This window comes from Agrobacterium sp. NPDC058088, from assembly GCF_042885035.1.
GTDB lineage: Bacteria > Pseudomonadota > Alphaproteobacteria > Rhizobiales > Rhizobiaceae > Agrobacterium.
Genome location: NZ_JBHVSU010000003.1, coordinates 627,674 through 653,632, shown reverse-complemented (window position 1 = coordinate 653,632; position 25,959 = coordinate 627,674). Strand labels below are relative to the sequence as shown.

Here is a 25,959-nt window from a genome sequence, read left to right as displayed (position 1 = left end):
GCGACGTGGATGGAGCCGGATCGAGCCCGGCATAGCGGGCTCGACGGAGCGGCACTGGAAATCTCCGCCGCAGAATCGGCGCGAAATCAGTCGTCCGCACCCATCGTTTCGTAAGCACCGCGCTCACCGGCGATGATGGCGCGCTTGCCGACATGGTTTGCTGGGCCAACAATACCTTCCTGCTCCATACGCTCCACCAGCGAGGCGGCCCGGTTATAGCCCACAGACAGGCGGCGCTGGATATAGGAGGTCGAGCACTTTTTGTCGCGCATCACCACCTTGACGGCCTTTTCATAGAGATCGTCACTATCGTCGTCGCCCATCGACGTCTTGTCGAAAACAGCCGTATCCTCTTCCGCCTCTTCATCGGCCTCTTCGGCGTCTTCGGTGACGGTGCCCAGATATTCCGGACGGCCTTGCGTCTTCAGATGCGCCACGACCTTTTCCACTTCCTCATCCGAAACGAACGGACCGTGGACACGGGCGATGCGGCCGCCGCCCATCATGTGCAGCATGTCGCCCTGGCCGAGCAGATGCTCTGCGCCCTGTTCGCCAAGGATGGTGCGGCTGTCGATTTTCGACGTTACCTGGAAGGAGATGCGGGTCGGGAAGTTCGCCTTGATCGTGCCGGTGATGACATCGACCGACGGGCGCTGCGTGGCCATGATGAGGTGGATGCCGGCGGCACGCGCCATCTGCGCCAGACGCTGGATCGCGCCTTCGATCTCCTTGCCCGCAACCATCATCAGGTCAGCCATCTCGTCAACGATGACGACGATGTAAGGCATGGCCGTGAGGTCCATTTCCTCCTGCTCATAAACAGCCTCGCCGGTGGCGCGGTCGAAGCCGGTCTGCACGTTGCAGAACACAGTTTCGCCCTTGGCGCGGGCAGCCGCTGCCCGTGCGTTGTAACCGTCAATATTGCGCACACCGAGACGCGACATCTTGCGATAGCGGTCTTCCATTTCGCGCACGGCCCATTTCAGCGCCATGACCGCCTTTTTCGGATCGGTAACGACAGGCGTCAACAGATGCGGAATGCCGTCATAAACAGACAGTTCAAGCATCTTCGGGTCGACCATGATCAAGCGGCATTCTTCCGGCTTCAGACGGTAGAGCAGCGACAGGATCATGGTGTTGATGGCAACCGACTTGCCGGAACCGGTGGTGCCGGCGACCAGCAGATGCGGCATCTTCGCCAGTTCGGCGATGACAGGCTCGCCACCGATGGTTTTGCCGAGGCAGAGCGCGAGCTTCTGACGCGTTTCGGCATAATCGGTCGCTTCGATCAATTCACGCAGATAGACCGTTTCGCGGACCGGGTTCGGCAGTTCGATGCCGATGACATTGCGGCCGGGCACCACGGCGACACGGGCCGACAGCGCCGACATGGAGCGGGCGATATCATCGGACAGGCCGATGACGCGCGAGGATTTGACGCCGGGGGCAGGCTCGAACTCGTATAACGTCACGACCGGGCCGGGGCGGACGTCAATGATCTCGCCCTTGATGCCGAAATCTTCAAGCACGCTTTCCAGAAGCCCGGCGCTCTGTTCCAACGCTTCGGGCGTCATGGTTGTGGTCTGCTGGACACGGGCTTCCTGCAGGAGATCGATGGAGGGATATTGATATTCTCCCTCGGCAAAGACCGGCGCTTCGCGGAACATCGGCTGCGAAGCCTGGATGGGTGCACGCGGCGTGAAGCGCGGCTCTGCCGCTACTCTGGCTGCTGGCTGGCTTTCAATCGGCTGGGCCTGCTCGACCGGCCGCTGCGGCTCGACGAAGACGGGTGCCTCCGCCATCGGCTGCGGCGTGATTTCCTTTTCTGCGACCGGCGTGGCGACCGGAACGACAGCCTGACGTACGCCGATTTCCCGGTAAAGCCGGATCGCGGAACCGCCTGGCACGGTGACGACCGGCGGCTCGGCTGAAAGCACAACGGCAGCGGCCGACGACGCGGCAACGGCAGGGGCGGATGCCGTCAGCGCCGGGTTCGTCACAGCGGGATTTGCCAGCGCCGTATTTGCAAAAGCCTGATCGGCAAAATTGGCGCGCAGATAGGCGGGAACGGCCTCGATCGCAGCCCCCGGCAGATCAAGCGTCATGACCTCCCAAAACAGTTCATCCGGCAGGTGCGCGGCAAAGGCGGGAACGGATGCAGCCGGGATGGCGGCCTGCGCCACAGCATTTGGCTGGACGGCAGGCAGCGGCTGAATGGCGGCAGATACGCTTTGTACCGGCGCTTCCACCATGGGTGCGGATGTCACGGCCTCCGCTGGTGCCTGTGCGGCCGCCGCGGCTTCTTCCGCCTGTTTGCGCGCAAGTTCGAGACGCAATTTATAGGTCAGCGCCCTGGCACCGCGCGCATCGGGCGGCTGCGGCAAAAACGGCATGCGCGGCGGCGGCACGCGCTGCTCCGCCGGTTTTACGACCTTATGGGACGGGGCAGCATTATTCTCATGTGCGACGGCCCGCTGGGCCATCGCTTCCGGCTCCACCGTGTTCGGCGCGGCGACAGCAACGATTTCCTCTTCGGGAATATGGAGCTCTTCCGGAATATTTGGTGTCTCGACCGGCATGCGTCGGCTAAAGGCGCTTTCCGGCGTGCGGGTAAAGCGCACATTGGGGCCAAGCACGAAAGCATTCTGCCAGCCGGGCATTTCGGCACGGCCTTCAATGGCGTCGGCTGCGCTGATATCGGCATTGGGCCGGGGTGCGGCACTTGCCTTCACCGCCGTCTGCTGCCCGGCAACCGCCTTGCCGCCGGCATGACGGGCGTTTTCGCTCCCCTCCCCTGCGTTATTGGACGAATTCTGGAATCTGGATCGGGAGAAGCTCATGGCAGCGTGCACACTCATCATAAACGTACATATTTCGGTCTCCCTGAAATAGAAAATAAAGGTTAATTACCCCTTTCCAAACGGCGCTCCGGCGGCAGATTTCACCTCACCCACAGGTCCGTTCCGGTATACGCCCACAGCGAAAACAAAGATCAACACTCTGTTTTTATTTTATTAAATCTGTTTTTCCTCAAACTGGGGATATTCCGCATCAACGGGGGAAAACCAGATTGGCGCGGGTGAGGCATATTGTTTCTTCAAACTCATCGGCAACGTAAAATCATTGCTGTAAAGGCCGCGAATTAACGTGGACACTGCCGAGGTTGCAGTCTTAAGATCGGGATGCCGCGGGCCAAGCGGAAAAGCCCGTCTCGCCCTCATTTCCGGAGTGAAATTCATGTCGCCTGTCCAGCTTTCCCGCCGATCGCTTCTCAAGACCTCACTTGCTCTTGCCGCAACCACGGGACTGGCGGGAATCGCCTCAGCGCAGACGAAATCCGGCGGACGGTTGATCGTCGCGGCCGATTCGGAGCCGAAAAACCTCAATCCGGCCATCGTCGCCTCCAATGGCGTGTTTTATATCGCCAGCAAGATCGTCGAGCCGCTGGCGGAAGCTTCCTTCGATGGCAAGGACGGGCTGGAACCGCGGCTTGCGACCGAATGGCAGGGATCGGATGATGGCCTCAGCGCCACCTTCAAGCTGCGCGAAGGCGTGACCTGGCATGACGGTAAACCCTTTACCTCGGCGGATGTGGCCTTTTCGGCGCTTTCGGTGTGGAAACCATTGCAGAACCTCGGCCGGCTGGTCTTTGCCAATCTGGACAAGGTGGAAACGCCTGACGACCACACGGCCGTCTTCCGTTTTTCCAAACCCACGCCGTTCCAGCTCATCCGTAATGCTTTGCCTGTCGTCACCAGCGTCGTGCCGAAACATCTTTATGAAGGCACCGATATCGCCACCAATCCGGCCAATACCAAACCGGTCGGCACCGGGCCTTTCGTTTTTGCCGAATACAAACCCGGCGAATATTACCGCCTGACCCGCAACCCGAATTACTGGGGCAAAGACCAGCCGCAGCTCGAGGAAATCATCTATCGCGTCCTGCCGGACCGTGCAGGGGCAGCCTCGGCGCTGGAAGCCGAAGAAATCCAGCTGGCCGCCTTCTCCGCCGTACCGCTCGCCGATCTTGCCCGCATCGCCAAGCAGCCGGGTATCAAGGTGATCGCCGATGGTTACGAGGCGCTGACCTATCAGCTGGTGGTGGAAATCAATCACCGCCGCAAGGAACTGGCCGACCTCAAGGTCAGAAAGGCCATCGCGCATGCCATCGACAAGAAATTCGTCATCGACAAGGTGTTCCTCGGTTATGCCACGGCATCGACAGGCCCCGTGCCAAAAAACGCCCCTGAATTTTATACCGGCGATGTGGAGACCTATGATTTCGACGTCGCCAAGGCCAATGCCCTGCTGGACGAGGCCGGATATGCTCGCGGACCTGACGGAAAGCGTTTTTCGCTGAAACTTCTGCCCGCGCCCTATTTCAACGAAACCAAACAATTCGGCTCCTATCTTCGTCAGGCGCTTCAGGAAATCGGCATCGATGCCGAGCTGGTCAATAACGACGCTGCCGCCCACCAGAAGGCCGTCTATACCGACCACGCCTTCGATCTGGCAGTTGCTCCCCCTGTGTTCCGTGGCGACCCGGCAATATCCACCACGATTCTCGTGCGCTCCGGCATCCCCGCCGGCGTCGGCTTCTCCAATCAGGGCGGGTATGACAACAAGACGCTCGATACGTTGATCGACAAGGCGGCGCAAACTGTGGATACGGCAGCTCGCACCGCGCTCTACAAGGATTTCCAGAAACAGGTTACAGCCGATCTGCCGCTCATCAACGTCGCCGAATGGGGTTTCATCACGGTGGCGCGCGATACGGTCAAACATGTCGCCAGCAATCCACGCTGGGCGGTTTCCAACTGGGCGGATACCGCGGTCGATAGCTGAGGCCGCGCCGTGAACCGTGCGACGTCTTTGCTGCGGCGAAGGGCGATCAGCGCCATTCCGGTGCTGCTGATCGTTCTCATCTTCACCTTCGCCCTGCTTGAAAATGCCTCCGGCGATGCGGTGGATGCCTATCTCGTTTCCATCGGCGGCGGCGATGCCGGGCTGCGGGATGCGCTGCGCGAGCAATATGGCCTCAACGGCTCGATGCTCGCCCGCTTCTGGCTCTATGCCAGTTCGGTGCTGAGGCTCGATCTTGGCTGGTCGCTTGCCTTTGACCGGCCGGTGCTGGGATTGATCCTCGAGCGGCTGCCGAACACGCTGCTTCTGATGGGCAGCGCCACCGCTCTTGCCTTCATCCTCGGCACCGCGCTCGGTATCGTCGCCGGCGCGCGTCCCGGTGGAGTAACCGACCGGGTGCTCTCCGCCTTGTCGCTCACACTTTACGCCACGCCCGGCTTCTGGCTCGGCCTCGTGCTTGCCATCGTCTTTGCCGTGCAGCTTCGCTGGCTGCCGACCTCGGGCATAGAAACCATCGCCTCGGGCAAGCAAGGCTTTTCCCGGGCGCTGGATATTGCCCGCCATCTCGTACTGCCGGTCGCCAGCCTTGGCCTCATCTATCTGGCGTTGTTCCTGCGCGTCATGCGCACCGCCATGGCGGCCGTCTTGCCCCTGGATTTCGTGCTTTTTGCGCAATCCAAGGGGCTTTCCAGACGGCGCATCGTGCTGCGTCATGTTGCCCGCAACGCGGCGCTGCCGCTCATCACTGTGCTTGGCCTGCAGGCCGCAACCATGCTGGGCGGCAGCGTGGTGATTGAAAGCGTCTTTGCCATTCCGGGTTTCGGCCGGCTGGCGCAGGAGGCCGTCAGCGGTCGTGATACGCCGCTTCTGATGGGCATTATCCTCACCAGCGCCATCTTCGTCATCCTCGTCAATCTCGCCATCGACATTCTCTATTCCGTTCTCGATCCGCGCATCGGCAGCGGGGAGAACGCGGCATGAGTTTCGTTCTCCGGCTCCTGCGCAGTTTCGAAGGTGTGACAGGCACCGTCATCCTGACATTGCTGGCGGTAATTGCGCTCTCCGCTCCCCTCCTGTTCCCCGGCGATCCGCTGGCGATCGTCGGCGAGCCGCTGATTGCGCCCTTTACGGATGCGGCCCTGCCGCTTGGCACCGACCGGCTGGGCCGCAATGTGCTGGCCGAACTTGCCCATGGCGCACAGGCATCGCTGCTCGTCGGCATGGGTGCAGCGGCCGCAGCACTTGTTTTCGGCACCGTCATCGGCACGATTGCCGGTTTTGCCGGCGGCCTTGTGGATGAGGCGCTTATGCGCTTCACCGATGCCTTTCAGATCGTGCCGAATTTCCTGCTGGCGCTTGCCTTCGTCAGCACCATCGGCCCCTCGATGCCGACAGTCATTCTGGCCATTGCGCTCGGCGGATGGGCGGATCCGGCGCGGTTGATGCGGGCGCAGGTGCTGAGCATCCGCGAGCGGGACTATGTGCAATCCGCCCGCACCATCGGCATGCATCCGCTGGAAATCGCCTTCCGGCAAATATTGCCCAATGCCCTGCCGCCGGTCCTGGCGCTCGCCGCCATCATCGTTGCCGCGGCCATCCTCACCGAGGCGGCACTCTCCTTCCTCGGGCTTGGCGATCCCAATATCGTTACCTGGGGTTCGATGATCGCGGAAGGACGCAACGTACTGCGCTCAGCCGCGTTCCTGTCCGTCATCCCCGGCATCGGCCTGCTGGTGACAGTGCTCGGTGTCTATCTTTTCGGAGAAGGCATCAACAGGGCGATGGCGACGAGGAGGCAGGCGCCATGAGCGGTAACGCCCTTTGCCGGATCGATGATCTCACCGTCCGTTATGCCGCGGCCGATGCACCGGCGCTGCGCAAGGTTTCCCTGACGATACGGCAGGGGCAGCGGCTGGCGATCATCGGCGAAAGCGGCTCGGGCAAATCCACGCTCGGCAAGGCGATCGCCGGTCTTCTGCCGCAGGCCGCGCGGGTCTCGGGCGATATTTCCTGGAGCCGTGACAGCGGCCTTTTCACCGGCAGACCGGCGCCGGGGCGCGATATCGGCACGATCTTTCAGGATACCGGCGCGACACTGAACCCGGTTCTAACCATCGGCGAACAGGTGGCGGAGGGCGCGGTGCGACATCTCGGCATCTCATGGAGGGCCGCGCGCGATCTTGCCCGCGATCTCTTGGAAAAAGTGCGGCTGCCGCATCCCTCCCATCTGCTCACCGCCTATCCGCACCAGCTTTCCGGCGGGCAGAGGCAACGTGTGGCGATTGCCGCCGCCATTGCGGCGCGCCCTTCAATCCTGATTGCCGACGAGGCGACGAGCGCGCTCGACACGGTAACCCAGGCGGCCATCGCCACCCTTCTCGATGATCTCGTGCGCGAGGAAGAAAGAACGCTTGTATTCATCACCCATGATATCGGCCTGGCCTCCAGCCTTGCCGACGACATCGCTGTTTTAAGCGCCGGCGAGCTGGTGGAACACGGCCCGGCCCGGCGGGTGCTTTCCGCGCCCGCCCATGCCTATACCCGGGCGCTGCTTGCCGATTACCTCGATCTTTCGACGCCGCCGCTCGTCAGCGAGGCCGCGCCATGAACGAAATCCTTCTGAGCGTGGACGGCCTTTCCAAGACCTACCGCACCGGCGCAAGAACGGTGACGGCGCTCTCCGATATCTCGTTTTCGCTCAAGCGCGGCGAGACGTTGGGCCTTGCCGGCCCCTCCGGCTGCGGGAAATCGACACTGGCGCGCATCCTGATGCGGCTGATCCCCGCCGACGAAGGCACAGTCCGTTTCGAAAACCGCAACTGGCTCTCGCTTGGCGGCAGCGCATTGCGCGCCGCCCGGCAGCAGATGCAGATGGTGTTTCAGGATACGCATGGCGCCTTCAACCCACGCGCTACCGTCGAGGACGCCATAGTCGAGCCGCTGCGCATTCACCGCATCGTTCAGAGGCGCGACCGCCCGGCGGAAATACGCCGCCTTCTCGAGCGTGTCGGCCTGCCAGCTGCCTATGCCGGCCGCTCCGTCTTCGAACTTTCGGGCGGGCAAAGGCAGCGTGTGGCGATTGCCCGCGCCATTGCCCTCAAGCCGTCGCTTCTCATTATGGACGAAGCGGTCTCGGCGCTCGACGTTTCGGTTCGCCGGCAAATTCTCGAACTGCTGGTGGAAATCCAGCGGGAAACGGCGATTTCCTGTATTTTCGTGTCACATGATCTCGCCGTCATCCGCGCTGTCTGCCACCGTGTCGCGATCATGGAGGCGGGTCGGATCGTCGAAATCGGCGGAACCGAAGCGATCATTTCCGCGCCGCAATCCTCGACTGCCAGAAGCCTGATCGATGCTGCCCCGCGGCTCATCACCACCATGCAAGGATAAGACATGCCCGCCCCGGATTACGCATTGCTTCTCGACCCGCCCGCTTTCCCCGCCGAGCGTTACGCCGTGCTGGCCGACCGGCTGGCGGCCTTGATGGCAACAAAAAATGACGTGCTGCTGATACAGGCGGAAGCCGTGCTAGCGCTGGAGGCGGCAGCGACAAGCCTTGCGCGACCGGGGCTGAGGGCGCTCAACATCGTCACCAGCCCCTATGGCGCATGGTTCGGCGGCTGGCTGGAACGCGGCGGCGCAACGGTGATCAATCTGACGGCAAGCCCGGCAAAGCCAGTGACGCTGGGAGAAGTCGAGCGGGCGCTGGATGACGGGCCGGGCTTCGATCTTCTCGCCATCGTACATGCGGAATCGGCAAGTGGCATTCTCAACCCCCTGCCCGCCATTGCCGCGCTGGCGCAGGAAAGAGGCGTCGTCACGCTGGTTGATGCCGTCGCCTCAATCGGCGGTCATGCCTTCGAGGTCGACAGGCTGGGCATCGATATCGCCGTCATCGGGCCGCAGAAGGCCTTGGCCGGCCCTGCCGGCGTATCCGCCATTTCGGTCAGCCCAAAAGCATGGGAGCTTCTTTCGCACGACAAAGCGCCCACCAACTCGATGCTCTCGCTACTCGACCAGAAGCAGCTCTGGCTGGATGCCGGCCGTGGCGCGCTGCCCGGAACGCCGGCGCCGCTGGAATTTTACGCGCTGGAAGCAGCACTCGACAGGATCGAGGCGGAGGGTCTGCCAGCCGCCAATGAGCGCCATATGCGGGCAGCAGCAGCCACCCGTCATGGCATCAGGGCACTCGGCATCACAAACTGGGTGGAAGACGCACACGCGTCAGCCCTCGTTTCCACGGCGATCCTGCCGGATACCGTCGAAACCGGAGCGTTTCTCGCCGCTGTATCGAAGGAGCATGGCGCGGATATTTCCGCCGGGGTCGGCCCCGGCGCGGAACGGCTGATAAGGCTCAACCACACCGGCCGGCGTGCGCATCCGCAGGCGGTGAAAGCCAATATCGCTGCCGTCTCAGGTGCCCTGAAAAACCTCGGCCATGCCACCGATACCGATTCCGCACTGGAAGCGGCCGAAAAAAAGAGCTATTCCGAGGCCGCCTCGAAAGACATTTGACGGCACCAACAAACATTCATTGCGTGAAATCCGGCACCGGTGAAACGCTCATCACGACATTGTTGTTAAAAATAGTAGACAAATTCCTCGGTCAATCTTGACGAAATCATGGCAACGCGCGAAACTTAACACACCGTTAACTCGCGTGAAGAAGGGAACTGGCCATGGTAGCAGGGTTCAATATGCTCTCCTTTGACCTCTTTGGCATCGGCCGAAGAATGCCCGTCGTCAATGACCGGGTGGAGACCGAGTTTCAGGACAAAACACCGCGCAGACCGGACAACGAACAGCATGACGACGATCGTGACCAGGAATATGAACTGTTCTTCTGGTCTCTTTATCCGGTGATCTGAACTTGTGAATCTGGCCTACTCTCGCCCCTTACTTTTGGTTAAGTGAGCGGGTGCCGCTTGTTTCTTCTCCCCGCCGGGGAGAAGTCCTCGGCAGAGTGATGAGGAGGCTGGCTCTCCTAAATCCGGCGACGTTGCTCCCTCATCCAGCCCTTCGGGCCACCTTCTCCCCGGCTGGGAGAAGAATCGGTAAGCTCGTCTCTTCTCGTTTGTCCTCGCAAGTCGTTGCCCGGTTACGACATCCCAACCGCGCTGATCTCCCAAAACGTTTCAGCCCCGATCGTAAACCCGGGGCTGATGAGAAAAGCGCGAGTATGGCGGCTCCGCCTTAGTGGTTGTCGCGCGGCAGGCCCTTGGTCTGGGCGATGCGCTGGTACTTGACCGCCGGTTCCAGAACCGCGCCGGTTTCCATCTGGCTGACGATGCCGCGCTGGATTTCCTGCCATGGCGTCTGGTGGTCAGGGAACTTGTAGCCACCCTCTGCATGCAGAGCCTCGTAACGCTTGGCCAGTTCTTCACCAGAAATCAGGATATCCGCCTGGCCGCGGCCCACATCGATGCGGACACGGTCGCCCGTCTGCAGGACGGCGAGACCGCCGCCGGCCGCCGCTTCCGGCGAGGCATTGAGGATCGACGGGCTGCCCGACGTGCCGGACTGACGGCCATCACCGATGCAGGGCAGCGAACTGACACCTTGCTTCAGAAGATAATCCGGCGCGCGCATGTTCACAACTTCCGCTGCACCCGGATAACCGATCGGGCCTGCACCGCGCATGAAGAGAACGGTATTGGCGTCGATGCCGAGCGACGGATCGTCGATGCGGTGATGGTAATCTTCCGGACCATCGAACACCACGGCGCGGCCTTCGAAGGCTTCCGGATCATCAGGGTTGGAGAGATAACGATTGCGGAACTCTTCCGAGATCACGCTCGTCTTCATGATGGCGGAGGAGAACAGGTTGCCGCGCAGCACGCGGAAGCCGGCGCGCTCCTTGAGCGGCTGCTCATAGGGGCGGATGACCTTCTCGTCTTCGATGATCGCACCACGGCAATTGTCGCCGATGGTCTTGCCGTTGACCGTCATGGCGTCTTCCATGATCAGTCCGTGGTTCATAAGCTGGTTGACGACAGCGGGAACGCCGCCGGCATGGTAATAGTCCTCGCCGAGATATTCGCCAGCGGGCTGCAGGTTGACGAGCAGCGGCACGTCTTCACCATAGGTCTGCCAGTCATCCACGGTCAGCTCGACGCCGACATGGCGGGCAAGGCCGTTCAGGTGAATCGGCGCGTTGGTGGAACCACCGATGGCCGAATTGACGCGGATGGCGTTGATGAAGGCATCCTTGGTCATGATATCGGAAGGCTTCAGGTCTTCCTTGACCATTTCGACGATGCGCAGGCCGGTGAGGTACGAGACTTCCTGACGATCACGGTAAGGCGCCGGGATGGCGGCGGAGCCGGGGAGCTGCATGCCGAGCGCTTCGGCAAGCGAATTCATGGTCGTTGCCGTGCCCATGGTGTTGCAATAGCCGGTCGACGGAGCCGACGAGGCGACGAGCTTGACGAAGCCCTGATAGTCGATCTCGCCCTTGGCCAGCAGTTCGCGTGCCTTCCAGACGATGGTGCCGGAGCCGGTGCGTTCACCGCGGAACCAGCCGTTCAGCATGGGGCCGACGGAAAGGGCGATGGCTGGAATGTTCACGGTGGCCGCCGCCATAAGACAGGCAGGCGTGGTCTTGTCGCAGCCGATGGTCAGCACGACGCCATCGAGCGGGTAACCATAAAGCACTTCCACGAGGCCGAGGTAAGCCAGGTTGCGGTCGAGGCCGGCCGTCGGACGCTTGCCGGTTTCCTGGATCGGATGCACCGGGAATTCGATGGCAATACCACCGGCCTCACGGATGCCTTCACGCAGGCGGTTTGCCAGTTCCAGGTGGTGACGGTTGCAAGGGGAAAGGTCGGAACCCGTCTGCGCGATACCGATGATCGGGCGGTCGGACTGAAGCTCGGCTTGGCTGAGACCGAAGTTCATGTAGCGCTCGAGATAAAGCGCGGTCATGTCCGCATTGGCAGGATTGTCGAACCAGGCACGCGAACGGAGCTTGCCCTGAGTTGCAGGAAGATTTTCAGATGTCGTCATGATGCGGGTCTCCAGCCGGAAGTGGCCAACGGTAAAATATTACGAATTGCGACAAGCTTATGTTGTGCGCAAGAAAAATGGAATCAGCGTTTCGGAGATCACGCATAACCGACAGTGCAGGCCCAGACGAGTGGCATTGGGCTGCTCTTCGGCTTTAGCCGAATATTTTTCGGCATTTAAGGCCATCGCGGGACTGCGCAACGGAATCTCCCTCCCATTTTGCCGGTTCAATCATGAGTCCTGCGACCCAGAATCCCGGCAAAAATCATCTTCTTATTTGTATTACTATTAGACGTCATTGTATCCTGTCAAGCGATATAGCGTTTGAACGGGTGGCGACATCGTCTATTCGAACCAGAAAACATGAATATGTTATCATATTGATTTTTATTAACTTATTTCAAAAATACGTGATTTTTCCGTCACGTTAAAAGTGGAACATACGAAAATTCCTCTTTTCAAGAGTATTACTATATGCTCATAGTGTGGTCGTCACGCTGACATCATCTCTGGGAGGAATAAGATGAGAAAAGCTCTCGCGGCAGTCACTGTCGCCGTTTCGCTGTGCCTCGCTTCAAGTGTTTCCGCAAAATCGCTCACCGTCGGCTTCTCGCAGATCGGTTCGGAATCCGGCTGGCGCGCGGCTGAAACCACCGTCACCAAACAGCAGGCCGAAAAGCGCGGTGTCACGCTGAAATTCGCCGACGCGCAGCAGAAGCAGGAAAACCAGATCAAGGCCGTTCGCGGCTTCATCGCGCAGGGCGTCGATGCGATCCTGATCGCACCCGTCGTCGCAACGGGCTGGGACGCCGTGCTGAAGGAAGCCAAGGAAGAAAAGATCCCCGTCATCCTGCTCGATCGCCAGATCGAAGCGCCGGATGATCTTTATCTGACGGCGGTCACTTCGGACCAGGTTCACGAAGGCAAGGTTGCCGGCGACTGGCTGGTCAAGGATGTGGGTTCGAAGGACTGCAAGGTCGTCGAGCTCCAGGGTACGACCGGTTCTTCGCCCGCCATCAACCGCAAGAAGGGCTTCGAAGAGGCTATTGCTTCGCACGCCAATATCAAGATCGTGCGCTCGCAGACGGGTGACTTCACCCGCACCAAGGGCAAGGAAGTGATGGAAAGCTTCATCAAGGCCGAAGGCGGCGGTAAGGATATCTGCGCCGTTTACGCCCATAATGACGATATGGCCGTCGGCGCAATCCAGGCCATCAAGGAAGCCGGTCTGAAGCCCGGAACCGATATCAAGGTCGTCTCCATCGATGCCGTTCCTGATATCTTCAAGGCCATGGCCGCCGGTGAAGCCAATGCAACGGTGGAACTGACGCCAGACATGGCAGGCCCGGCATTCGACGCGCTCGAAGCCTATCTGAAAGACAAGAAGGCTCCGGCGAAGTGGATTCAGACTGAATCCAAGCTCTACACGGCATCTGACGACCCGATGAAGGTCTACGAGGCGAAGAAGGGCCTGGGCTACTAAGCCATTTTCTCGGGGAAACGGCGCAGGAGCTGCGCCGTTTCCGCCCAGGCTGCAGAACGATCGTATATGAAGCGAGCGGATGAGGCTTGCTTCTTCTCCCCGCCGGGGAGAAGTCCGCGGCAGCGGGATGAGGGGGCAAGCTCTCCGAAATCCGGCACCGTTACCAACTCATCCGCCCCTTCCGGCCACCTTCTCCCCGGCGGGGAGAAGAAACAGGCGGCATCCGCTCACTCCATGTGAGATCACTCTGCGCTTTGAATCGCCAGACCCATATCCATACGGAATTAACTCATGCCCGAAACCGCCTCTCTTCTGGACGCACGCGTCATCGGCAAATCCTTTCTCGGGATCACGGCGCTCGATGGGGTCGATTTTTCGCTCGGGCGCGGTGAAATCCATGCGCTGCTGGGCGAAAACGGCGCGGGCAAATCGACGCTCATCAAAATCCTGACCGGCGTTTATCACCGCGACAGCGGCTCGATCTTTCTGGAGGGCTCAGAGATATCGCCCGCCAATGTTGGCGAGGCGCAGGCGCTCGGTATCGGCACCGTCTATCAGGAAGTGAACCTTCTCGAAAATCTGACGGTTGCCGAAAATCTGTTTCTCGGCCGCCAGCCACACCGCTTCGGCATGATCGACCGGGCCTCGATGCAGCGGCAATCCCAGGCGCTGCTGGCGCAATACGGTCTTTCCATCGACGTCAACGCCCTGCTCTCCAGCTATTCCGTCGCCATCCGCCAGATCATAGCCATTGCCCGCGCCGTCGATCTTTCCGGCAAGGTGCTGGTGCTGGACGAACCGACCGCCAGCCTCGACGCCCATGAAGTCGAGATGTTGTTCGGGGTGTTGAGAAACCTGCGCGCCCGCGGCATCGGTATCATCATCATCACCCATTTCCTCAATCAGGTCTATGATATCGCCGACCGCGTGACGGTTCTGCGCAATGGTCGCCTCGTCGGCACGCGTGAGATCGGCAGCCTGCCGAAATCCGAACTCATTGCGATGATGCTGGGCCGCGAACTGCAGCACATCACCCATGAGCATCAGGCGGCCGACGATACGGTTGCGGACGGCGAACCGCCGATCCGTTTCGAAGGTTACGGTAAACGCGGCAGCATTGCTCCCTTCGATCTCGGCATTCGCCCCGGTGAAATCGTTGGCGTCGCCGGTCTTCTCGGCTCCGGCCGCACCGAAACGGCGTTCCTGCTGTTCGGCGTCGACAAGCCCGACACCGGCAAGGCCATGATAGACGGAAAGACGGTGGCAATTTCCTCACCCGAAGCGGCGATCACCGCCGGTTTCGGCTTCTGCCCGGAAGAGCGCAAAACGGACGGCATCATCGGCGACTTTTCGGTGACCGACAATATTGCCCTGGCACTTCAGGCCCGGCAGGGCTGGGCACGACCGCTGTCGCGCCGGCAGAAGGCGGAGCTTGCCGAGAGCTTCATCAAGTCGCTCGATATTCGTCCGGCCGATCCCAACCGGCCGATAAAATTCCTGTCCGGCGGCAACCAGCAGAAAGCCATTCTGGCCCGCTGGCTCGCCACCCATCCCCGGCTTCTGATCCTCGATGAACCGACCCGCGGCATCGATATCGGCGCACATGCAGAAATTCTCAAAATGATCGAAAAACTCTGCACCGAGGGCATGTCGCTTGTCGTCATTTCCTCCGAACTCGAAGAGCTTACCGCCGTTGCCCACCGCGTCGTCGTGCTGTCAGACCGCCGCCACGTCAGCGAGTTGAAGGGAGGCGAAGTCACCGCCGACAACATCATGCGGGCGATCGCCGATGCGGCGAAAACGGAGGCTGCGTGATGGTGGCCATAACACGACGCCTTAAAAGGCTGGCACCGCAGCTTGCCGCCCTCTTCATCATTCTGGCGGCGATTACAATCATTTCGCCTGGTTTTCTGAATGTTTCGTTCCAGAACGGCAGGCTCTACGGCAGTCTGGTCGATATTCTCGTGCGTGCAGCCCCCGTGGCGCTTTTGACCATCGGCATGACACTTGTCATCGCGACCAAAGGTATCGATCTGTCGATTGGCGCGGTGATCGCCATTTGCGGCGCGGTTGCCGCCACGCTCATCAGCAACGGCCATTCCATACCCACCGTCCTTGCCGTCTCGCTTGCAGTCGGCATTGCCTGCGGCCTTTGGAACGGCGTGCTGGTTGCCCTTCTCGATATCCAGCCGATCATCGCGACGTTGATCCTGATGGTGGCGGGACGCGGCATTGCTCAGCTCATCACCGAGGGTGTCATCCTCACCTTCAACGATGACGGCTTTGCCGCCATCGGCTCAGGCTCCTTTGCAGGTGTTCCCTTGCCCGTCATCATCTGGGTGGCGGCGGCTCTGGTGATCGGCGTTCTGGTGCGCAAGAGCGCGCTCGGCTTTCTGATCGAGGCGACCGGCATCAATCGTCGCGCGGCAGCCCTTGCCGGGGTTAGAGCACGCTTTCTCTTGTTTTTCGTTTATGCCGTTTCCGGCCTCTGTGCGGCGATCGCTGGCATGATCGTGACTGCGGATATTCGTGGCGCGGATGCCAACAATGCCGGGCTGTGGCTGGAACTGGATGCGATCCTGGCAGTGGTAATCGGCGGCACATCGCTGAATGGCGGCCGCTTCTCCATCACCGCATCGCTGATCGGCGCTCTGATCATCCAGACCATCAATACCGGCATTCTGGTCTCCGGTTTCCCACCGGAATTCAACCTCATCATCAAGGCCGGCATCATCATGGTCGTGCTGACACTGCAGTCCCCGGCAATCATGGCGGTTCTAGGCTTCGTCAGATCGCCCAAGCCGCACGCAAAACCGGCTGCTGCCAACGGCATGACAAAGGAAGGAACCGCGCAATGATCCATAGCCGCAATCTGCCCTTCCTCACCACGCTGACGATTTTCGTGATCGCCTATCTGCTGTGCGTGCTGCAATATCCGTCGATCCTGTCGACACGGGTGATCGGCAATCTTCTGACCGACAATGCCTTTCTCGGCATTGCCGCCGTCGGCATGACCTTCGTCATCCTGTCGGGCGGTATCGATCTCTCCATCGGCTCGGTCATCGCCTTCACCAGCGTTTTCGTGGCCGTCATGGTCGGCACCTATAATATTCATCCCCTTCTGGCCTTCGCCATCGTGCTCGTTGTCTCTACGCTGTTCGGTTGCCTGATGGGAGCGATGATACGTTTTCTGTCCATACCGCCCTTCGTGGTCACGCTGGCGGGCATGTTTCTGGCGCGCGGTGCTGCCTATCTGATCTCCACGCAATCGGTGCCGATTTCGCACCCTTTCATCGACGAGATCCAGGGCTTTTATTTCCGCTTTCCGGGGGGCGGCCGGCTGACGGCGCTCGCCATGGTGATGATTCTCGTCTTTGCCGCCGGTATGCTGATCGCCAGCCGCACCCGCTTCGGCGCCAATGTCTACGCGCTGGGTGGCAACCCGCAATCGGCCGAACTGATGGGCGTGCCGATCGGCCGCACGACCATTGGCATCTATGCGCTGTCAGGCTTCCTCTCCGGCCTCGCCGGCATCGTCTACACGCTCTATACCTCGTCGGGTTATTCACTGGCGACCGTGGGGGTGGAGTTGGATGCCATCGCTGCCGTCGTCATTGGCGGCACACTTCTGACGGGCGGCACGGGACTGGTGGCCGGAACCTTCATCGGCCTGCTGATCCAGGGGTTGATCCAGACCTACATCGTTTTTGACGGCACACTGTCATCCTGGTGGACGAAAATCGTCATTGGCGTGCTGCTTTTCGTCTTCATCGTGTTGCAGCGCGCAATCATCTGGTATTCAAACAGGAGACTGGCCGGACCACATCCGGCATAACGCAAACGGAGGCTTTATTGGGGCTGCTCGAAACGACGATAAGCGGGCGAAAACGCCGGAACAGCCACGCCCATGTGGTCTCCGAACTCGGCAGCGCCATCGTCTCGGGCAGAATTGCGGAAGGCTCCCTACTGCCCAATGATGCCGAACTTTCCATGCGCTTCGGCGTTTCGCGCACGGTTTTGCGCGAAACCATGAAGACGCTGGCGGCCAAGCGGCTGGTGGAACCAAAGGCCAAGGTCGGCACCCGCGTTCTTGATCGTTCAAGCTGGAACTTCTTTGATCCCGACGTGCTGGGCTGGCGCTGCGAAGCAGGCATAGACCAGGAATTCGTCAAGCATCTGGCGGAAATCCGCCTCGCGCTGGAGCCGGCAGCGGCAGCTGCGGCGGCCCTGCAGGCCTCCAACGACGACATCGTGTCGCTCTATGTCATCGCCGCCAAATTCGACAATCCGAAACACACGCCGGAAACCATCGCCAAGGTCGATCTCGAATTCCACCTGGCAGTGGCGCATATGTCCGGCAACCCCTTCATGCGCTCGGCAAGCGGGCTGATCGAAGCCGCACTTGCCATTTCCTTCCAGCTTTCATCGCCCGCCGCCTCGCCCGGCACCATAGCCGAGATCGCGTCCAACCATCTGCGCATCGTGCATGCGATTGCGGCGCGCGATGCGGATGCGGCTGTGAAAGCCATGCGGCATGTGATCGAGGTGGGTAAGGACCGGACGCAGAAGGCGATCAAGACGGTTTGAAGACGCAGCCATCCGGCAGGAGCGACTGCCTTTTGCCGCTTGCTCCCAAAAGGGGAAGAAGGACCGGCAAGGGCTTGGTAAATATTAAGGCCCGTATTCCTGCGGGCCTGTTTGCTTCAGGTTTTACCTTAACCCTGCGAAGCCTCGACCTGCGGCACCACGCCCCGGCGTGATGCCATCAGCGATGCGCCGAGAAGGGCGGAGACCGCCACGAAGACGAAGACCATGATCGCCCCATGAAGATCGATCAGCAGACCACCCAGAACCGCACCGCTGGAAATGGCGATCTGGAATGTGGTGAGCAGCAGTGCGCCGGCGCTTTCCGCCTCATCGGAAGCGGCCCGGGTTATAAAGCTCTGCACGCTGACCGGCACCGCGCCGAAGGCAAAACCCCAGGAGGCTATGGCAAGGCTGGCAATCAGGGGTGCCGCACCCGCAATGACCAGAACGGAAGCCGAGGCGGCAATCAAAGTTGCGGCGAAGGTTACCGCCCACGCCGTGTTTTTCTCGGCAAGGAACCCACCAAAGAGATTGCCGAAAAAGCCACCGATACCATAAGCCAGAAGCACAAGTGAAATAGCCTCGACGCCAAATCCCGTCACATTTTCCAGGAAGGGACGGACATAGGTGAAGCCGGCAAAATGGGCCGCGACGATGAAGAGTGTCGTCAGGAGTCCGATGCGGACCTGCGGACGCTGCAGCAGCCGGAACATGGTGGAAAGTCCGGGAGCGCCAGCCGGCGGTAGCGAGGGCATGGTCAGCAATTGCACGATGAGCGCGATGACACCGAGAGCGCCCGAAACGACGAAGGCCGAACGCCAGCCGAGCGTCGCGCCGATCCACGCACCCACCGGCGCGGCACAAACAGTGGCGACGGAAACCCCTGTCAGGATAATGGCCATGGCGCGCGGCATCTTATCAAGTGGCACGAGCCGAAGGGCCAGCGCCGCCGACATGGCCCAGAAGCCACCAAGGCCGATACCCAGCAGGACGCGCGAGGCAAACAGCATGACGAGGCCATTGGCAAGGGCGGCCAGCGCGCTGGAAACGATCAGCAGCGTGGTGAGCCCCAGCAACGTCCAGCGGCGGTCGATACTGCGTGTGCCGATGACGACGCCCGGGCCAGCGACCGCCGCAACCAGCGCCGTGACGGTGATGGACTGACCGGCAATGCCGGAACTGACGGCAAGATCGGCCGAAAGCGGCGTCAGAAGGCTGACAGGCAGAAATTCGGCCGTCACCAGTCCGAAGACGCCAAGCGCGAGCGAAACCACGGCGGCCCACTTCGCATCCGGCTCCGTTTGACGCGGCACATATTCGAGTTCGTTTATGGTCCGAGTGTTCATGAAAATCTCCTGATACGCATTCCCCGAATACGTTCTGAAACAAAAAAGCGAAGATGAAGGCGAACGGTAAAAACCGGTGGGAGGCCGGTTCACCACATGTAAATCGATACCGTGAAGGCTACGCGTGACAGCCTGGCGTTTCCATGCTAGAAAATCCACATTCCTTAACCGATCGTCCGAATTTGCGAGAGCTGCCATGAACGATGCCCTGACGGAAATGCTGCGTGGCCTGAGGCTCGACGGCGTGGAATATGGCCGCTGCCGCATGGCGACCCCTTGGGCGACTGCTTTTCCCGAACAGGACGCGGCCCGGTTTCATTTCATTGGCGTCGGTCAGGCGAAGCTGCAGAAGCCTTCCGGCGAGTGGCTGACGCTGACATGCGGCGATGCCGTTCTTCTGCCCCGTGGCCACGCCCATGTGCTGGGCAGCAGCGAGAATGTGAAGCCCGTCCTTTTCGACCGGTTCGGCAAGAAGGAAGTCTGCCAGGGCATTTTTGACATGGAATGCGCGGAGGCCGGTGGGGATACCATTGCCTTCACCGCCTCCATGCGTTTCAACATGGACAATCTGCATCCGCTCTTGCAGCTGATGCCGGATGTGATGCTGACCAGCGATCTGGCTAAAAGCGATCCGGCCATTCCGCATTTGCTGGAAGCCATGACGCGCGAGGTGGAACTGAACCGCGTCGGCGCGGGTGGCATTCTGGCAAGGCTTGCCGATGTGTTGACCGCGACCCTGATCCGCACATGGGTGGAGCATGGTTGCGGCGATTCCAGCGGCTGGCTCGCCGCCGTGCGCAACCCCGAACTCGGGCGGGTGCTTGCCGCCATCCATCTCAAACCCGAAAAGGACTGGAGCGTGGAGGAACTCGCCTCGCTGATGGGCGCATCCCGCTCCAGTTTTGCGGAACGTTTCACGCGCATTGTGGGTGAAAGCCCGGCGCGTTATGTGGTGCGTGTGCGGATGCACCAGGCACGGCTGTGGCTGCGCGAAGGCATGCGGGTGACGATGGCGGCAGAAAAGCTCGGTTATGATTCTGAAGCTTCCTTCAGCCGCGCCTTCAAACGCGTGATCGGCGCGCCACCCAGCCAGTTCCGCAGGAAGGATACGGCCGCGCTGGAGGATGCCGCGTAAAATCCACCTCAATGAAAATTGCGGGAAATGACCTTTATCCGCTCCACCGCTTCCGCATCATCCATGGCAGGCGGCGGACGCTTCCTGATGGTGCGATGATCATCCGGCGGAATGCCGCGATGAAACTCATCACCGCGCCCATGCGGTAGAGGAAAGGGGTGGTTACGCTCGCCCACGCTTGCCAAGGCGTCCGACAGATCGCTCAGCCGGTGGGCGACAAGATGCACCACCTCACCTTCCCGCTGGATCTTGCCGTAAATGCCGACCATGCCGGCTGACAACACCACGCGGCGGTATTTTTCGAAGGTCTTGACCCACAGCACCGCATTGGCAATGCCCGTCTCGTCCTCCAGCGTCATGAAGATCACGCCCTTTGCCGAGCCTGGGCGCTGGCGCACCAGCACCAGACCCGCCGTTTCCAGCCATGTGCCATCCCGAACGCGCACCGCCTCCGCACAGGTGACGATGCGGCGGCGGGAAAGATCGCGCCGCAGGAAGGTCAGGGGATGTTCGCGCAGCGTCAGCCCCACATGACCGTAATCCTGCACCACCTCGCCACCATCAGTCATGGGCCTGAGCGCAACGGAGGGCTCCTGAAGCTCTTCGATAACGGCATTTTCCCTGATGGCAGCGGCGGCGAAAAGCGGCAGCGGCTCATCCCGCAGGGCCTTGATGGCCCAGAGCGCCTCGCGCCTGGCAAGCGAAAGCGATGGCAGAAAGGCATCGGCTTCGGCGAGACAGACAAGGGCGGCGGCCGGAACACCCGCCCTTCGCCACAGATCGTCGACGGAGGCGAAAGGCCGATCCTGCCGGGCGGCGACGATTTTTGCAGCATGGTCATTGGAAAGCCCCTTCACCATGCGCAGGCCAAGCCGCACGGCAAAGTGTTCCTCACCCTTGCCATTCTTCTTACCCGTAGGCTCCAGCGCACAATCGAAGCGGCTGTTATTAACGCAGACCGGACGCACCTCGACACCATGATCACGCGCATCACGCACAATCTGCGCCGGGGCGTAAAAACCCATGGGCTGCGAGTTGAGAAGTGCCGTACAGAAAATATCGGGATGATGGCATTTCAGCCATGACGAGGCGTAAGCAATCAGCGCGAAGGAAGCCGCATGGCTTTCGGGGAAACCATAACTGCCGAAGCCTTCCAGCTGCTTGAAGATGCGTTCGGCGAATTCTTTGTCATACTCGCGCTTCACCATGCCATCGATCAAATCCTGCCTGAATTTGGAGATGGTGCCGACATTCTTGAAGGTGGCCATGGCGCGGCGCAACTGATCCGCCTTACCGGGTGAAAACCCGGCGCATTCGATGGCGACGCGCATCGCCTGTTCCTGGAAAAGGGGTACGCCGAGCGTCTTGCCCAGCACATTTTTAAGCTCCGGCTTCGGATAATCCTCTTTTTCCTTTCCATCTCGGCGACGCAGATACGGATGCACCATATCTCCCTGAATGGGGCCGGGGCGAACAATGGCCACCTGTATGACGAGGTCGTAGAATTTTTTCGGTTTCAGACGTGGCAGCATCGACATCTGCGCCCGACTTTCGATCTGGAAGGTGCCCAGCGTATCGGCCTTCTGGATCATTTTGAAGGTTGAGGGATCATCATCCGGCATGGAAGTGAGATCGTATTTCTTCCCATAACGCTCCTCCAGCATATTGAAGCCTCGCTTCATGCAGGAAAGCATGCCGAGCGCCAGACAGTCCATCTTCATGAACTTCACAATATCAATATCATCCTTATCCCATTCGATGATCTGGCGATCATCCATGGCGGCGGGTTCGATTGGCACCAGCTCGTCCAGCCGGTCATGGGTCAGCACAAAGCCGCCGGGATGCTGGCTGTGATGGCGCGGTGTGCCGACAAGTTGATTGGCCAGTTCAAAGGCAAGCTTAAGGCGACGATCCTCCATGTTGAGGTTCAGTTCCTTCACCTGGTTTTCACCCACCCCCTCGCTCCAGCGCCAGACCTGCGATGAGAGGAGTTTCGTCAAGTCTTCCGGCAGGCCCAGAACCTTGCCGACATCGCGTAACGCCCCACGCCCGCGATAACGGGTGACGACCGAACACAGGGCGGCCTTGTCCCGACCATAGGTATCATAAACCCACTGAATGACCTCCTCGCGCCGCTGGTGCTCAAAATCTACGTCGATATCAGGCGGTTCGCGTCGTTCTTCCGAAACGAAACGTTCGAACAGGAGGTCAACCTTGAGGGGATCAATGGCGGTGATTCCAAGCACGTAACACACCACCGAATTGGCCGCCGAGCCGCGTCCCTGACAGAGAATATCCTCCCCCCGGGCAAATTGGACGATAGCATTCACCGTCAGGAAATAAGGGGCGTATTCCAACCTGCCGATCAGGCCAAGCTCGTGGTGCAGCGCCTTTTCCACCTTTTCAGGGGCGCCATGCGGATAACGTTTAGACACAGCTTCCCATACCATCTTCTCCAGCGCCTGCTGCGCCGTCAGCCCCGGCAGGCTGCGCTCCTCGGGATATTGATAGACCAGTTCCTTCAGCGAAAATTTGCAGCGTTTCGCAATTTCAAGGCTGCGGGAGAGCGCTTCAGGGTAACGGGCAAACAGCCGGTGCATCTCTTCCGGCGGCTTCATATAGCGGTCGGCGTGGCGCTCGCGGCGGAAACCGGCCTCATCGATGGTGCAATTGTGCCTTATGCAGGTGACGACATCCTGCAGCATGCGCCGCTCCGGCACATGAAAGAGCACGTCATTCGTGACAACAGTCGGTACACCTGCGACCTGCGCCATCTCTGACAGTTCGAAAAGCCGCATCTGGTCGTTGGGGCGTCTTCTGAGGCTGAGTGCCATATAGGCCCGGTCGGCAAAGGCAGCTTTGAGACGTCGCAGGCGAAGCGCGCAGAGATCATCCGCGAGGTCAGCGAGCAATACGACGATCAGGCCTTCGCCATAGGCAACGAGATCGTCCCAAGCCAACCGGCATTTACCCTTGCCGCCCCTTTTCTTGCCGACGGAAAGCAGCCGGCAAAGCCGCCCGTAAGCCGGGCGATCCATGGGATAGGCGAGCACGGAAAGATCATCGTCCAGATCGAGCCGGCAGCCGATGACGAGGCGTATGCCATGATTATTGGCGGCTTCGTAAGCGCGGGGAATGCCCGCAAGGCTGTTGCGGTCCACGATACCAAGCGCCTCGATGCCGAGGCTTTTGGCCTGTTCGAAAAGCTCGTCACAGGAGCTTGCACCCCGCAGGAAGGAAAAATGCGTGGTCACCTGAAGTTCGGCATAACGCGGCGCACTCATGCGAAGACCCCGTGAATGAACCAGCCCTGAGAACCAGTCTCGACATGTTCGCCATCGCCTGAGCGGAAAATCCAGAAGCGCTCGCCGCCTTCGTTTTCCACCATGAAATAATCGCGCACGGCGGCCTTTTCCCGGTCGCGTTTCCACCATTCGCCGAACACCCGTTCCGGCCCGTCGGCGCGCCTGACATTATGGCGCACGCCCTTCCAGAGGAAATAACGCGGCGGATGATCCGGCAGCAGCGCAAGCGTCTCGATGGGTTCCGGCCTTGCAAAAAGCCTGACCGGGCGTGGCCAGTGGCCGGGCCAGCCGAGCGTATCATCAGGGGCAAGCGCCGCAACCTGGGTCAGAGAACGTTCCGGCACATCGCTCGCCACCGCCGCATGACGATAGACCCGGTGGCCGCGATTGAGGATGACATCGACCGTATCGGCGATATCCGCACGGCCTTCCTCCAGAAGCGAGGAACGGGCCTGCGCGGCGACAAGCGGCTCGGCATGGGTGGCAGTCAGCACCATCATCTCGATGCCGAAGCCGGGATCGATGGTGTCGATACGGTCGGTCAAAAGCCGGACAAGCTGTTTGACATCGCGCACCGGTCTGGACGTGCCGGCTCGTATGGCCTGCAGGCCGCTATCCACCCGGTGCAGCACCAGATCGACCCGGCGCGCGCCGAGGCCGCGCTTTTCCAGCGCGACGCAAAGTTCGGCAACCAGCTTTTGGCTATAACGGGCAATCGTCTCCGCCGCCGCGATCGGCTCGGGAAAGGCGCGCCGTACCTCCACCAGTTCGGCCACACGCACCGGCTCTATGGGTTCGCCGATCTCGCCGAGAGCCTGGGAAAGACGGCGAACGAGTTCGGGGCCGAAACGCAGGGTCAGCGGCGCGCGCGGGGCTTCTGCAAGCTCGCCGATGCTGCGGAAACCGAGCACCTTCAGCCCGGAAACGATACGCTCCTCCAGCCTTAACGCAGCAAGCGGCAGACCGCTGATCGCCACACGCTGCCCGCCCGGCGGCACGATGCTCATCGCCTCACGGCCAAAACGCGCCAGCGCATGGGCCGCTCCCCAGCTATCGGCAATGGCGGCGCGGGCGGCAAAGCCTGCGGCATGCAGGCGGTTGACCATGCCGCTCAGCATCAGCGTCTCATTGCCGTGCAGATGGTCCGAACCCGCCGTGTCCAGAACCAGCCCGTCCGGTGAATCAGCGGCCACGATGGGTGCATAGATGCGCAGGAAATGAAAGGCCAGCTGCTGCAGGGCACGGGCATCACCAGCCGCATCCAGATCTTCAACGAGGAGGCCCGGCACCAGCGCCTGCGCCTTGCTGACCGGCGTGCCGGGGCGGATGCCCGCCGCCTTTGCCGCCTTGTCGAGCGCCAGCACCAGTCGGCGGCTACCCTGGCGGCCAATCATGACCAACGGCTTTTCAGCCGGCGGCGCGTTCTCTCCCAAAAGACGCCGGAAACGATCCGTCGGCCATGTCGGCAGGTAGAGCGAGACGACCCTTTGCATCACAGGCTTCCACTTCAAATTCAGCGCTTTCACCGCCGCGACATCGCAAAAGCTCCAGCAACCAGCGCGGCCTGCCCACCCCCGGCACCGGCAGGGGCGACGAGGGCCGCACGGAGATACGCCAGCGGGTCACCGCCGCAGTCGGCTCACCGAACAGCGCCGCATCTGCCGCACGCCGAAATCGGCGGATGGCGATGCCGGTAACCCCAGAGGTTTCCGCCGCCAGCTGCAGCCGTCGCGAGGCGGTCATCGGCAGTTTAGCCACTTCGCCCATCACCGCGCCGAAACCATTGCAGCGCAAACCCTCCTCGAAACAGTCGAGCACGCCTTTCTCATCGCGGCATTCAACGATGATGAGCCGGTTCTGTGACAGGCCGGCCTGCGTCAGCCCCGGCATGAACAGATCCCTGCGGGTGACACACCATAAAACCTTGCCGGAAAGCCGCGCCGCCACACCGGCAGCAAACAAGGCTGCCGCCGCGCCATCGGCAGCGCCGTTGCCACCACCGCTCAGCTCATGCAGGCAACCGAGCTTCAGCCCGCCTCCCGGCAGGTGATGGTCGATGGCATCCACGCCGAAAGGCAGGGTCTCGTGCAGCCGCTCAGGGCCGTTACCGATCCTTTCAAGCCTTTCACGCAGCTCTTCGACAACGAGTAACTGGTCCGCGCGCTTTTGCATGGCATGAGGGGTTTCAATTCCGGGTTTTCAATCTTATTGTTCTTGTTTTGTTCCTATTTCAGC

Annotated in this window: 20 protein-coding genes; 13 read left to right on the top strand and 7 right to left on the bottom strand. The window is 60.8% G+C overall.

Annotated elements, in window-relative coordinates; all coding sequences use genetic code 11:
- Nucleotides 1-86: 86 nt before the first annotated feature.
- Both ACFVTJ_RS12935 and ACFVTJ_RS12930 read right to left on the bottom strand, forming a co-directional pair.
- Nucleotides 87-2,861 carry a DNA translocase FtsK gene (locus tag ACFVTJ_RS12935; RefSeq protein WP_386907930.1) on the bottom strand — a complete coding sequence of 925 codons (2,775 nt, stop codon included), beginning with the start codon at nucleotides 2,859-2,861 and terminating at the stop codon, nucleotides 87-89.
- Between the two features lie 153 nt (nucleotides 2,862-3,014).
- A complete protein-coding gene (locus ACFVTJ_RS12930; protein WP_386907928.1) occupies nucleotides 3,015-3,239 on the bottom strand; it encodes a hypothetical protein in 225 nt (74 codons plus the stop codon).
- Between ACFVTJ_RS12930 and ACFVTJ_RS12925 the strand changes: the two genes are divergently transcribed.
- From ACFVTJ_RS12925 to ACFVTJ_RS12895, 7 genes are all read left to right on the top strand, one after another.
- Nucleotides 3,238-4,845, top strand: a complete 1,608-nt coding sequence (locus ACFVTJ_RS12925) for an ABC transporter substrate-binding protein (protein ID WP_386907927.1) — start codon at nucleotides 3,238-3,240, stop codon at nucleotides 4,843-4,845. The two genes, ACFVTJ_RS12930 and ACFVTJ_RS12925, sit on opposite strands and share 2 nt — an antisense overlap.
- A 9-nt stretch (nucleotides 4,846-4,854) precedes the next feature.
- On the top strand, nucleotides 4,855-5,844 hold the full coding sequence (locus ACFVTJ_RS12920; protein WP_386907925.1) for an ABC transporter permease: 990 nt from the start codon (nucleotides 4,855-4,857) through the stop codon (nucleotides 5,842-5,844).
- On the top strand, nucleotides 5,841-6,671 hold the full coding sequence (locus ACFVTJ_RS12915; protein WP_386907923.1) for an ABC transporter permease: 831 nt from the start codon (nucleotides 5,841-5,843) through the stop codon (nucleotides 6,669-6,671). The genes ACFVTJ_RS12920 and ACFVTJ_RS12915 overlap by 4 nt, the downstream gene beginning before the upstream one ends.
- A complete protein-coding gene (locus tag ACFVTJ_RS12910) occupies nucleotides 6,668-7,471 on the top strand; it encodes an ABC transporter ATP-binding protein (protein ID WP_386907921.1) in 804 nt (267 codons plus the stop codon). The genes ACFVTJ_RS12915 and ACFVTJ_RS12910 overlap by 4 nt, the downstream gene beginning before the upstream one ends.
- Nucleotides 7,468-8,253 (top strand): ABC transporter ATP-binding protein, encoded by a 786-nt coding sequence (locus ACFVTJ_RS12905; protein ID WP_386907919.1) that lies wholly within the window; start codon nucleotides 7,468-7,470, stop codon nucleotides 8,251-8,253. Before ACFVTJ_RS12910 ends, ACFVTJ_RS12905 begins: the two co-directional genes overlap by 4 nt.
- Nucleotides 8,254-8,256: 3 nt before the next feature.
- Entirely contained in the window at nucleotides 8,257-9,378 is a 1,122-nt protein-coding gene (locus tag ACFVTJ_RS12900; RefSeq protein WP_386907917.1) for a pyridoxal-phosphate-dependent aminotransferase family protein, read from the top strand.
- A gap of 164 nt (nucleotides 9,379-9,542) precedes the next feature.
- Nucleotides 9,543-9,731, top strand: coding sequence for a hypothetical protein (locus ACFVTJ_RS12895; RefSeq protein ID WP_386907916.1), 189 nt, complete (start codon nucleotides 9,543-9,545; stop codon nucleotides 9,729-9,731).
- A gap of 325 nt (nucleotides 9,732-10,056) precedes the next feature.
- Here the strand turns inward: ACFVTJ_RS12895 and ACFVTJ_RS12890 are convergent, their stop codons facing one another.
- Entirely contained in the window at nucleotides 10,057-11,868 is a 1,812-nt protein-coding gene (locus ACFVTJ_RS12890; protein WP_386907914.1) for an IlvD/Edd family dehydratase, read from the bottom strand.
- A gap of 523 nt (nucleotides 11,869-12,391) precedes the next feature.
- Here ACFVTJ_RS12890 and ytfQ point away from each other — a divergent pair.
- The 5 genes from ytfQ (at nucleotide 12,392) to ACFVTJ_RS12865 (ending at nucleotide 17,938) form a co-directional block, all read left to right on the top strand.
- Nucleotides 12,392-13,351, top strand: coding sequence for a galactofuranose ABC transporter, galactofuranose-binding protein YtfQ (gene ytfQ, locus ACFVTJ_RS12885; protein ID WP_386907912.1), 960 nt, complete (start codon nucleotides 12,392-12,394; stop codon nucleotides 13,349-13,351).
- 291 nt (nucleotides 13,352-13,642) lie between these two features.
- Nucleotides 13,643-15,166, top strand: a complete 1,524-nt coding sequence (locus ACFVTJ_RS12880) for a sugar ABC transporter ATP-binding protein (RefSeq protein ID WP_386907910.1) — start codon at nucleotides 13,643-13,645, stop codon at nucleotides 15,164-15,166.
- Nucleotides 15,166-16,209 (top strand): ABC transporter permease, encoded by a 1,044-nt coding sequence (locus ACFVTJ_RS12875; protein ID WP_386907908.1) that lies wholly within the window; start codon nucleotides 15,166-15,168, stop codon nucleotides 16,207-16,209. The genes ACFVTJ_RS12880 and ACFVTJ_RS12875 overlap by 1 nt, the downstream gene beginning before the upstream one ends.
- On the top strand, nucleotides 16,206-17,186 hold the full coding sequence (gene yjfF / locus ACFVTJ_RS12870; protein WP_386907906.1) for a galactofuranose ABC transporter, permease protein YjfF: 981 nt from the start codon (nucleotides 16,206-16,208) through the stop codon (nucleotides 17,184-17,186). The genes ACFVTJ_RS12875 and yjfF overlap by 4 nt, the downstream gene beginning before the upstream one ends.
- 17 nt (nucleotides 17,187-17,203) lie before the next feature.
- Nucleotides 17,204-17,938, top strand: a complete 735-nt coding sequence (locus ACFVTJ_RS12865) for a FadR/GntR family transcriptional regulator (protein ID WP_386907904.1) — start codon at nucleotides 17,204-17,206, stop codon at nucleotides 17,936-17,938.
- A gap of 128 nt (nucleotides 17,939-18,066) precedes the next feature.
- On the opposite strand, the gene ACFVTJ_RS12860 is transcribed toward ACFVTJ_RS12865, so the two are convergent.
- On the bottom strand, nucleotides 18,067-19,284 hold the full coding sequence (locus tag ACFVTJ_RS12860; protein ID WP_386907902.1) for an MFS transporter: 1,218 nt from the start codon (nucleotides 19,282-19,284) through the stop codon (nucleotides 18,067-18,069).
- A gap of 196 nt (nucleotides 19,285-19,480) precedes the next feature.
- On the opposite strand from ACFVTJ_RS12860, the gene ACFVTJ_RS12855 reads away from it, so the two are divergent.
- Nucleotides 19,481-20,419: an AraC family transcriptional regulator gene (locus ACFVTJ_RS12855; protein WP_386907900.1), complete on the top strand. Its 939-nt coding sequence runs from the start codon at nucleotides 19,481-19,483 to the stop codon at nucleotides 20,417-20,419.
- A gap of 8 nt (nucleotides 20,420-20,427) precedes the next feature.
- Here ACFVTJ_RS12855 and ACFVTJ_RS12850 read toward each other — a convergent pair whose 3' ends face one another.
- From ACFVTJ_RS12850 to ACFVTJ_RS12840, 3 genes are read right to left on the bottom strand one after another with little or no spacing between them, the layout of a single operon-like run.
- On the bottom strand, nucleotides 20,428-23,703 hold the full coding sequence (locus tag ACFVTJ_RS12850; RefSeq protein ID WP_386907898.1) for an error-prone DNA polymerase: 3,276 nt from the start codon (nucleotides 23,701-23,703) through the stop codon (nucleotides 20,428-20,430).
- Nucleotides 23,700-25,217 (bottom strand): Y-family DNA polymerase, encoded by a 1,518-nt coding sequence (locus ACFVTJ_RS12845; RefSeq protein WP_386907896.1) that lies wholly within the window; start codon nucleotides 25,215-25,217, stop codon nucleotides 23,700-23,702. The genes ACFVTJ_RS12850 and ACFVTJ_RS12845 overlap by 4 nt, the downstream gene beginning before the upstream one ends.
- A complete protein-coding gene (locus ACFVTJ_RS12840; RefSeq protein ID WP_386907894.1) occupies nucleotides 25,132-25,896 on the bottom strand; it encodes an ImuA family protein in 765 nt (254 codons plus the stop codon). The genes ACFVTJ_RS12845 and ACFVTJ_RS12840 overlap by 86 nt, the downstream gene beginning before the upstream one ends.
- Nucleotides 25,897-25,959: the final 63 nt, after the last annotated feature.

Bases quoted from the DNA above. Each gene is read 5' to 3' on its own strand.
- ACFVTJ_RS12845 (WP_386907896.1), bottom strand. From the start codon at position 25,217: ATGCAAAGGGTCGTCTCGCTCTACCTGCCGACATGGCCGACGGATCGT.
- ACFVTJ_RS12910 (WP_386907921.1), top strand. From the start codon at position 6,668: ATGAGCGGTAACGCCCTTTGCCGGATCGATGATCTCACCGTCCGTTAT.
- ACFVTJ_RS12935 (WP_386907930.1), bottom strand. From the start codon at position 2,861: ATGATGAGTGTGCACGCTGCCATGAGCTTCTCCCGATCCAGATTCCAG.
- ACFVTJ_RS12925 (WP_386907927.1), top strand. From the start codon at position 3,238: ATGTCGCCTGTCCAGCTTTCCCGCCGATCGCTTCTCAAGACCTCACTT.
- ACFVTJ_RS12900 (WP_386907917.1), top strand. From the start codon at position 8,257: ATGCCCGCCCCGGATTACGCATTGCTTCTCGACCCGCCCGCTTTCCCC.
- ACFVTJ_RS12905 (WP_386907919.1), top strand. From the start codon at position 7,468: ATGAACGAAATCCTTCTGAGCGTGGACGGCCTTTCCAAGACCTACCGC.
- ytfQ (WP_386907912.1), top strand. From the start codon at position 12,392: ATGAGAAAAGCTCTCGCGGCAGTCACTGTCGCCGTTTCGCTGTGCCTC.
- yjfF (WP_386907906.1), top strand. From the start codon at position 16,206: ATGATCCATAGCCGCAATCTGCCCTTCCTCACCACGCTGACGATTTTC.
- ACFVTJ_RS12860 (WP_386907902.1), bottom strand. From the start codon at position 19,284: ATGAACACTCGGACCATAAACGAACTCGAATATGTGCCGCGTCAAACG.
- ACFVTJ_RS12840 (WP_386907894.1), bottom strand. From the start codon at position 25,896: ATGCAAAAGCGCGCGGACCAGTTACTCGTTGTCGAAGAGCTGCGTGAA.
- ACFVTJ_RS12915 (WP_386907923.1), top strand. From the start codon at position 5,841: ATGAGTTTCGTTCTCCGGCTCCTGCGCAGTTTCGAAGGTGTGACAGGC.
- ACFVTJ_RS12890 (WP_386907914.1), bottom strand. From the start codon at position 11,868: ATGACGACATCTGAAAATCTTCCTGCAACTCAGGGCAAGCTCCGTTCG.
- ACFVTJ_RS12875 (WP_386907908.1), top strand. From the start codon at position 15,166: ATGGTGGCCATAACACGACGCCTTAAAAGGCTGGCACCGCAGCTTGCC.
- ACFVTJ_RS12930 (WP_386907928.1), bottom strand. From the start codon at position 3,239: ATGAATTTCACTCCGGAAATGAGGGCGAGACGGGCTTTTCCGCTTGGC.
- ACFVTJ_RS12880 (WP_386907910.1), top strand. From the start codon at position 13,643: ATGCCCGAAACCGCCTCTCTTCTGGACGCACGCGTCATCGGCAAATCC.
- ACFVTJ_RS12855 (WP_386907900.1), top strand. From the start codon at position 19,481: ATGAACGATGCCCTGACGGAAATGCTGCGTGGCCTGAGGCTCGACGGC.
- ACFVTJ_RS12895 (WP_386907916.1), top strand. From the start codon at position 9,543: ATGGTAGCAGGGTTCAATATGCTCTCCTTTGACCTCTTTGGCATCGGC.
- ACFVTJ_RS12850 (WP_386907898.1), bottom strand. From the start codon at position 23,703: ATGAGTGCGCCGCGTTATGCCGAACTTCAGGTGACCACGCATTTTTCC.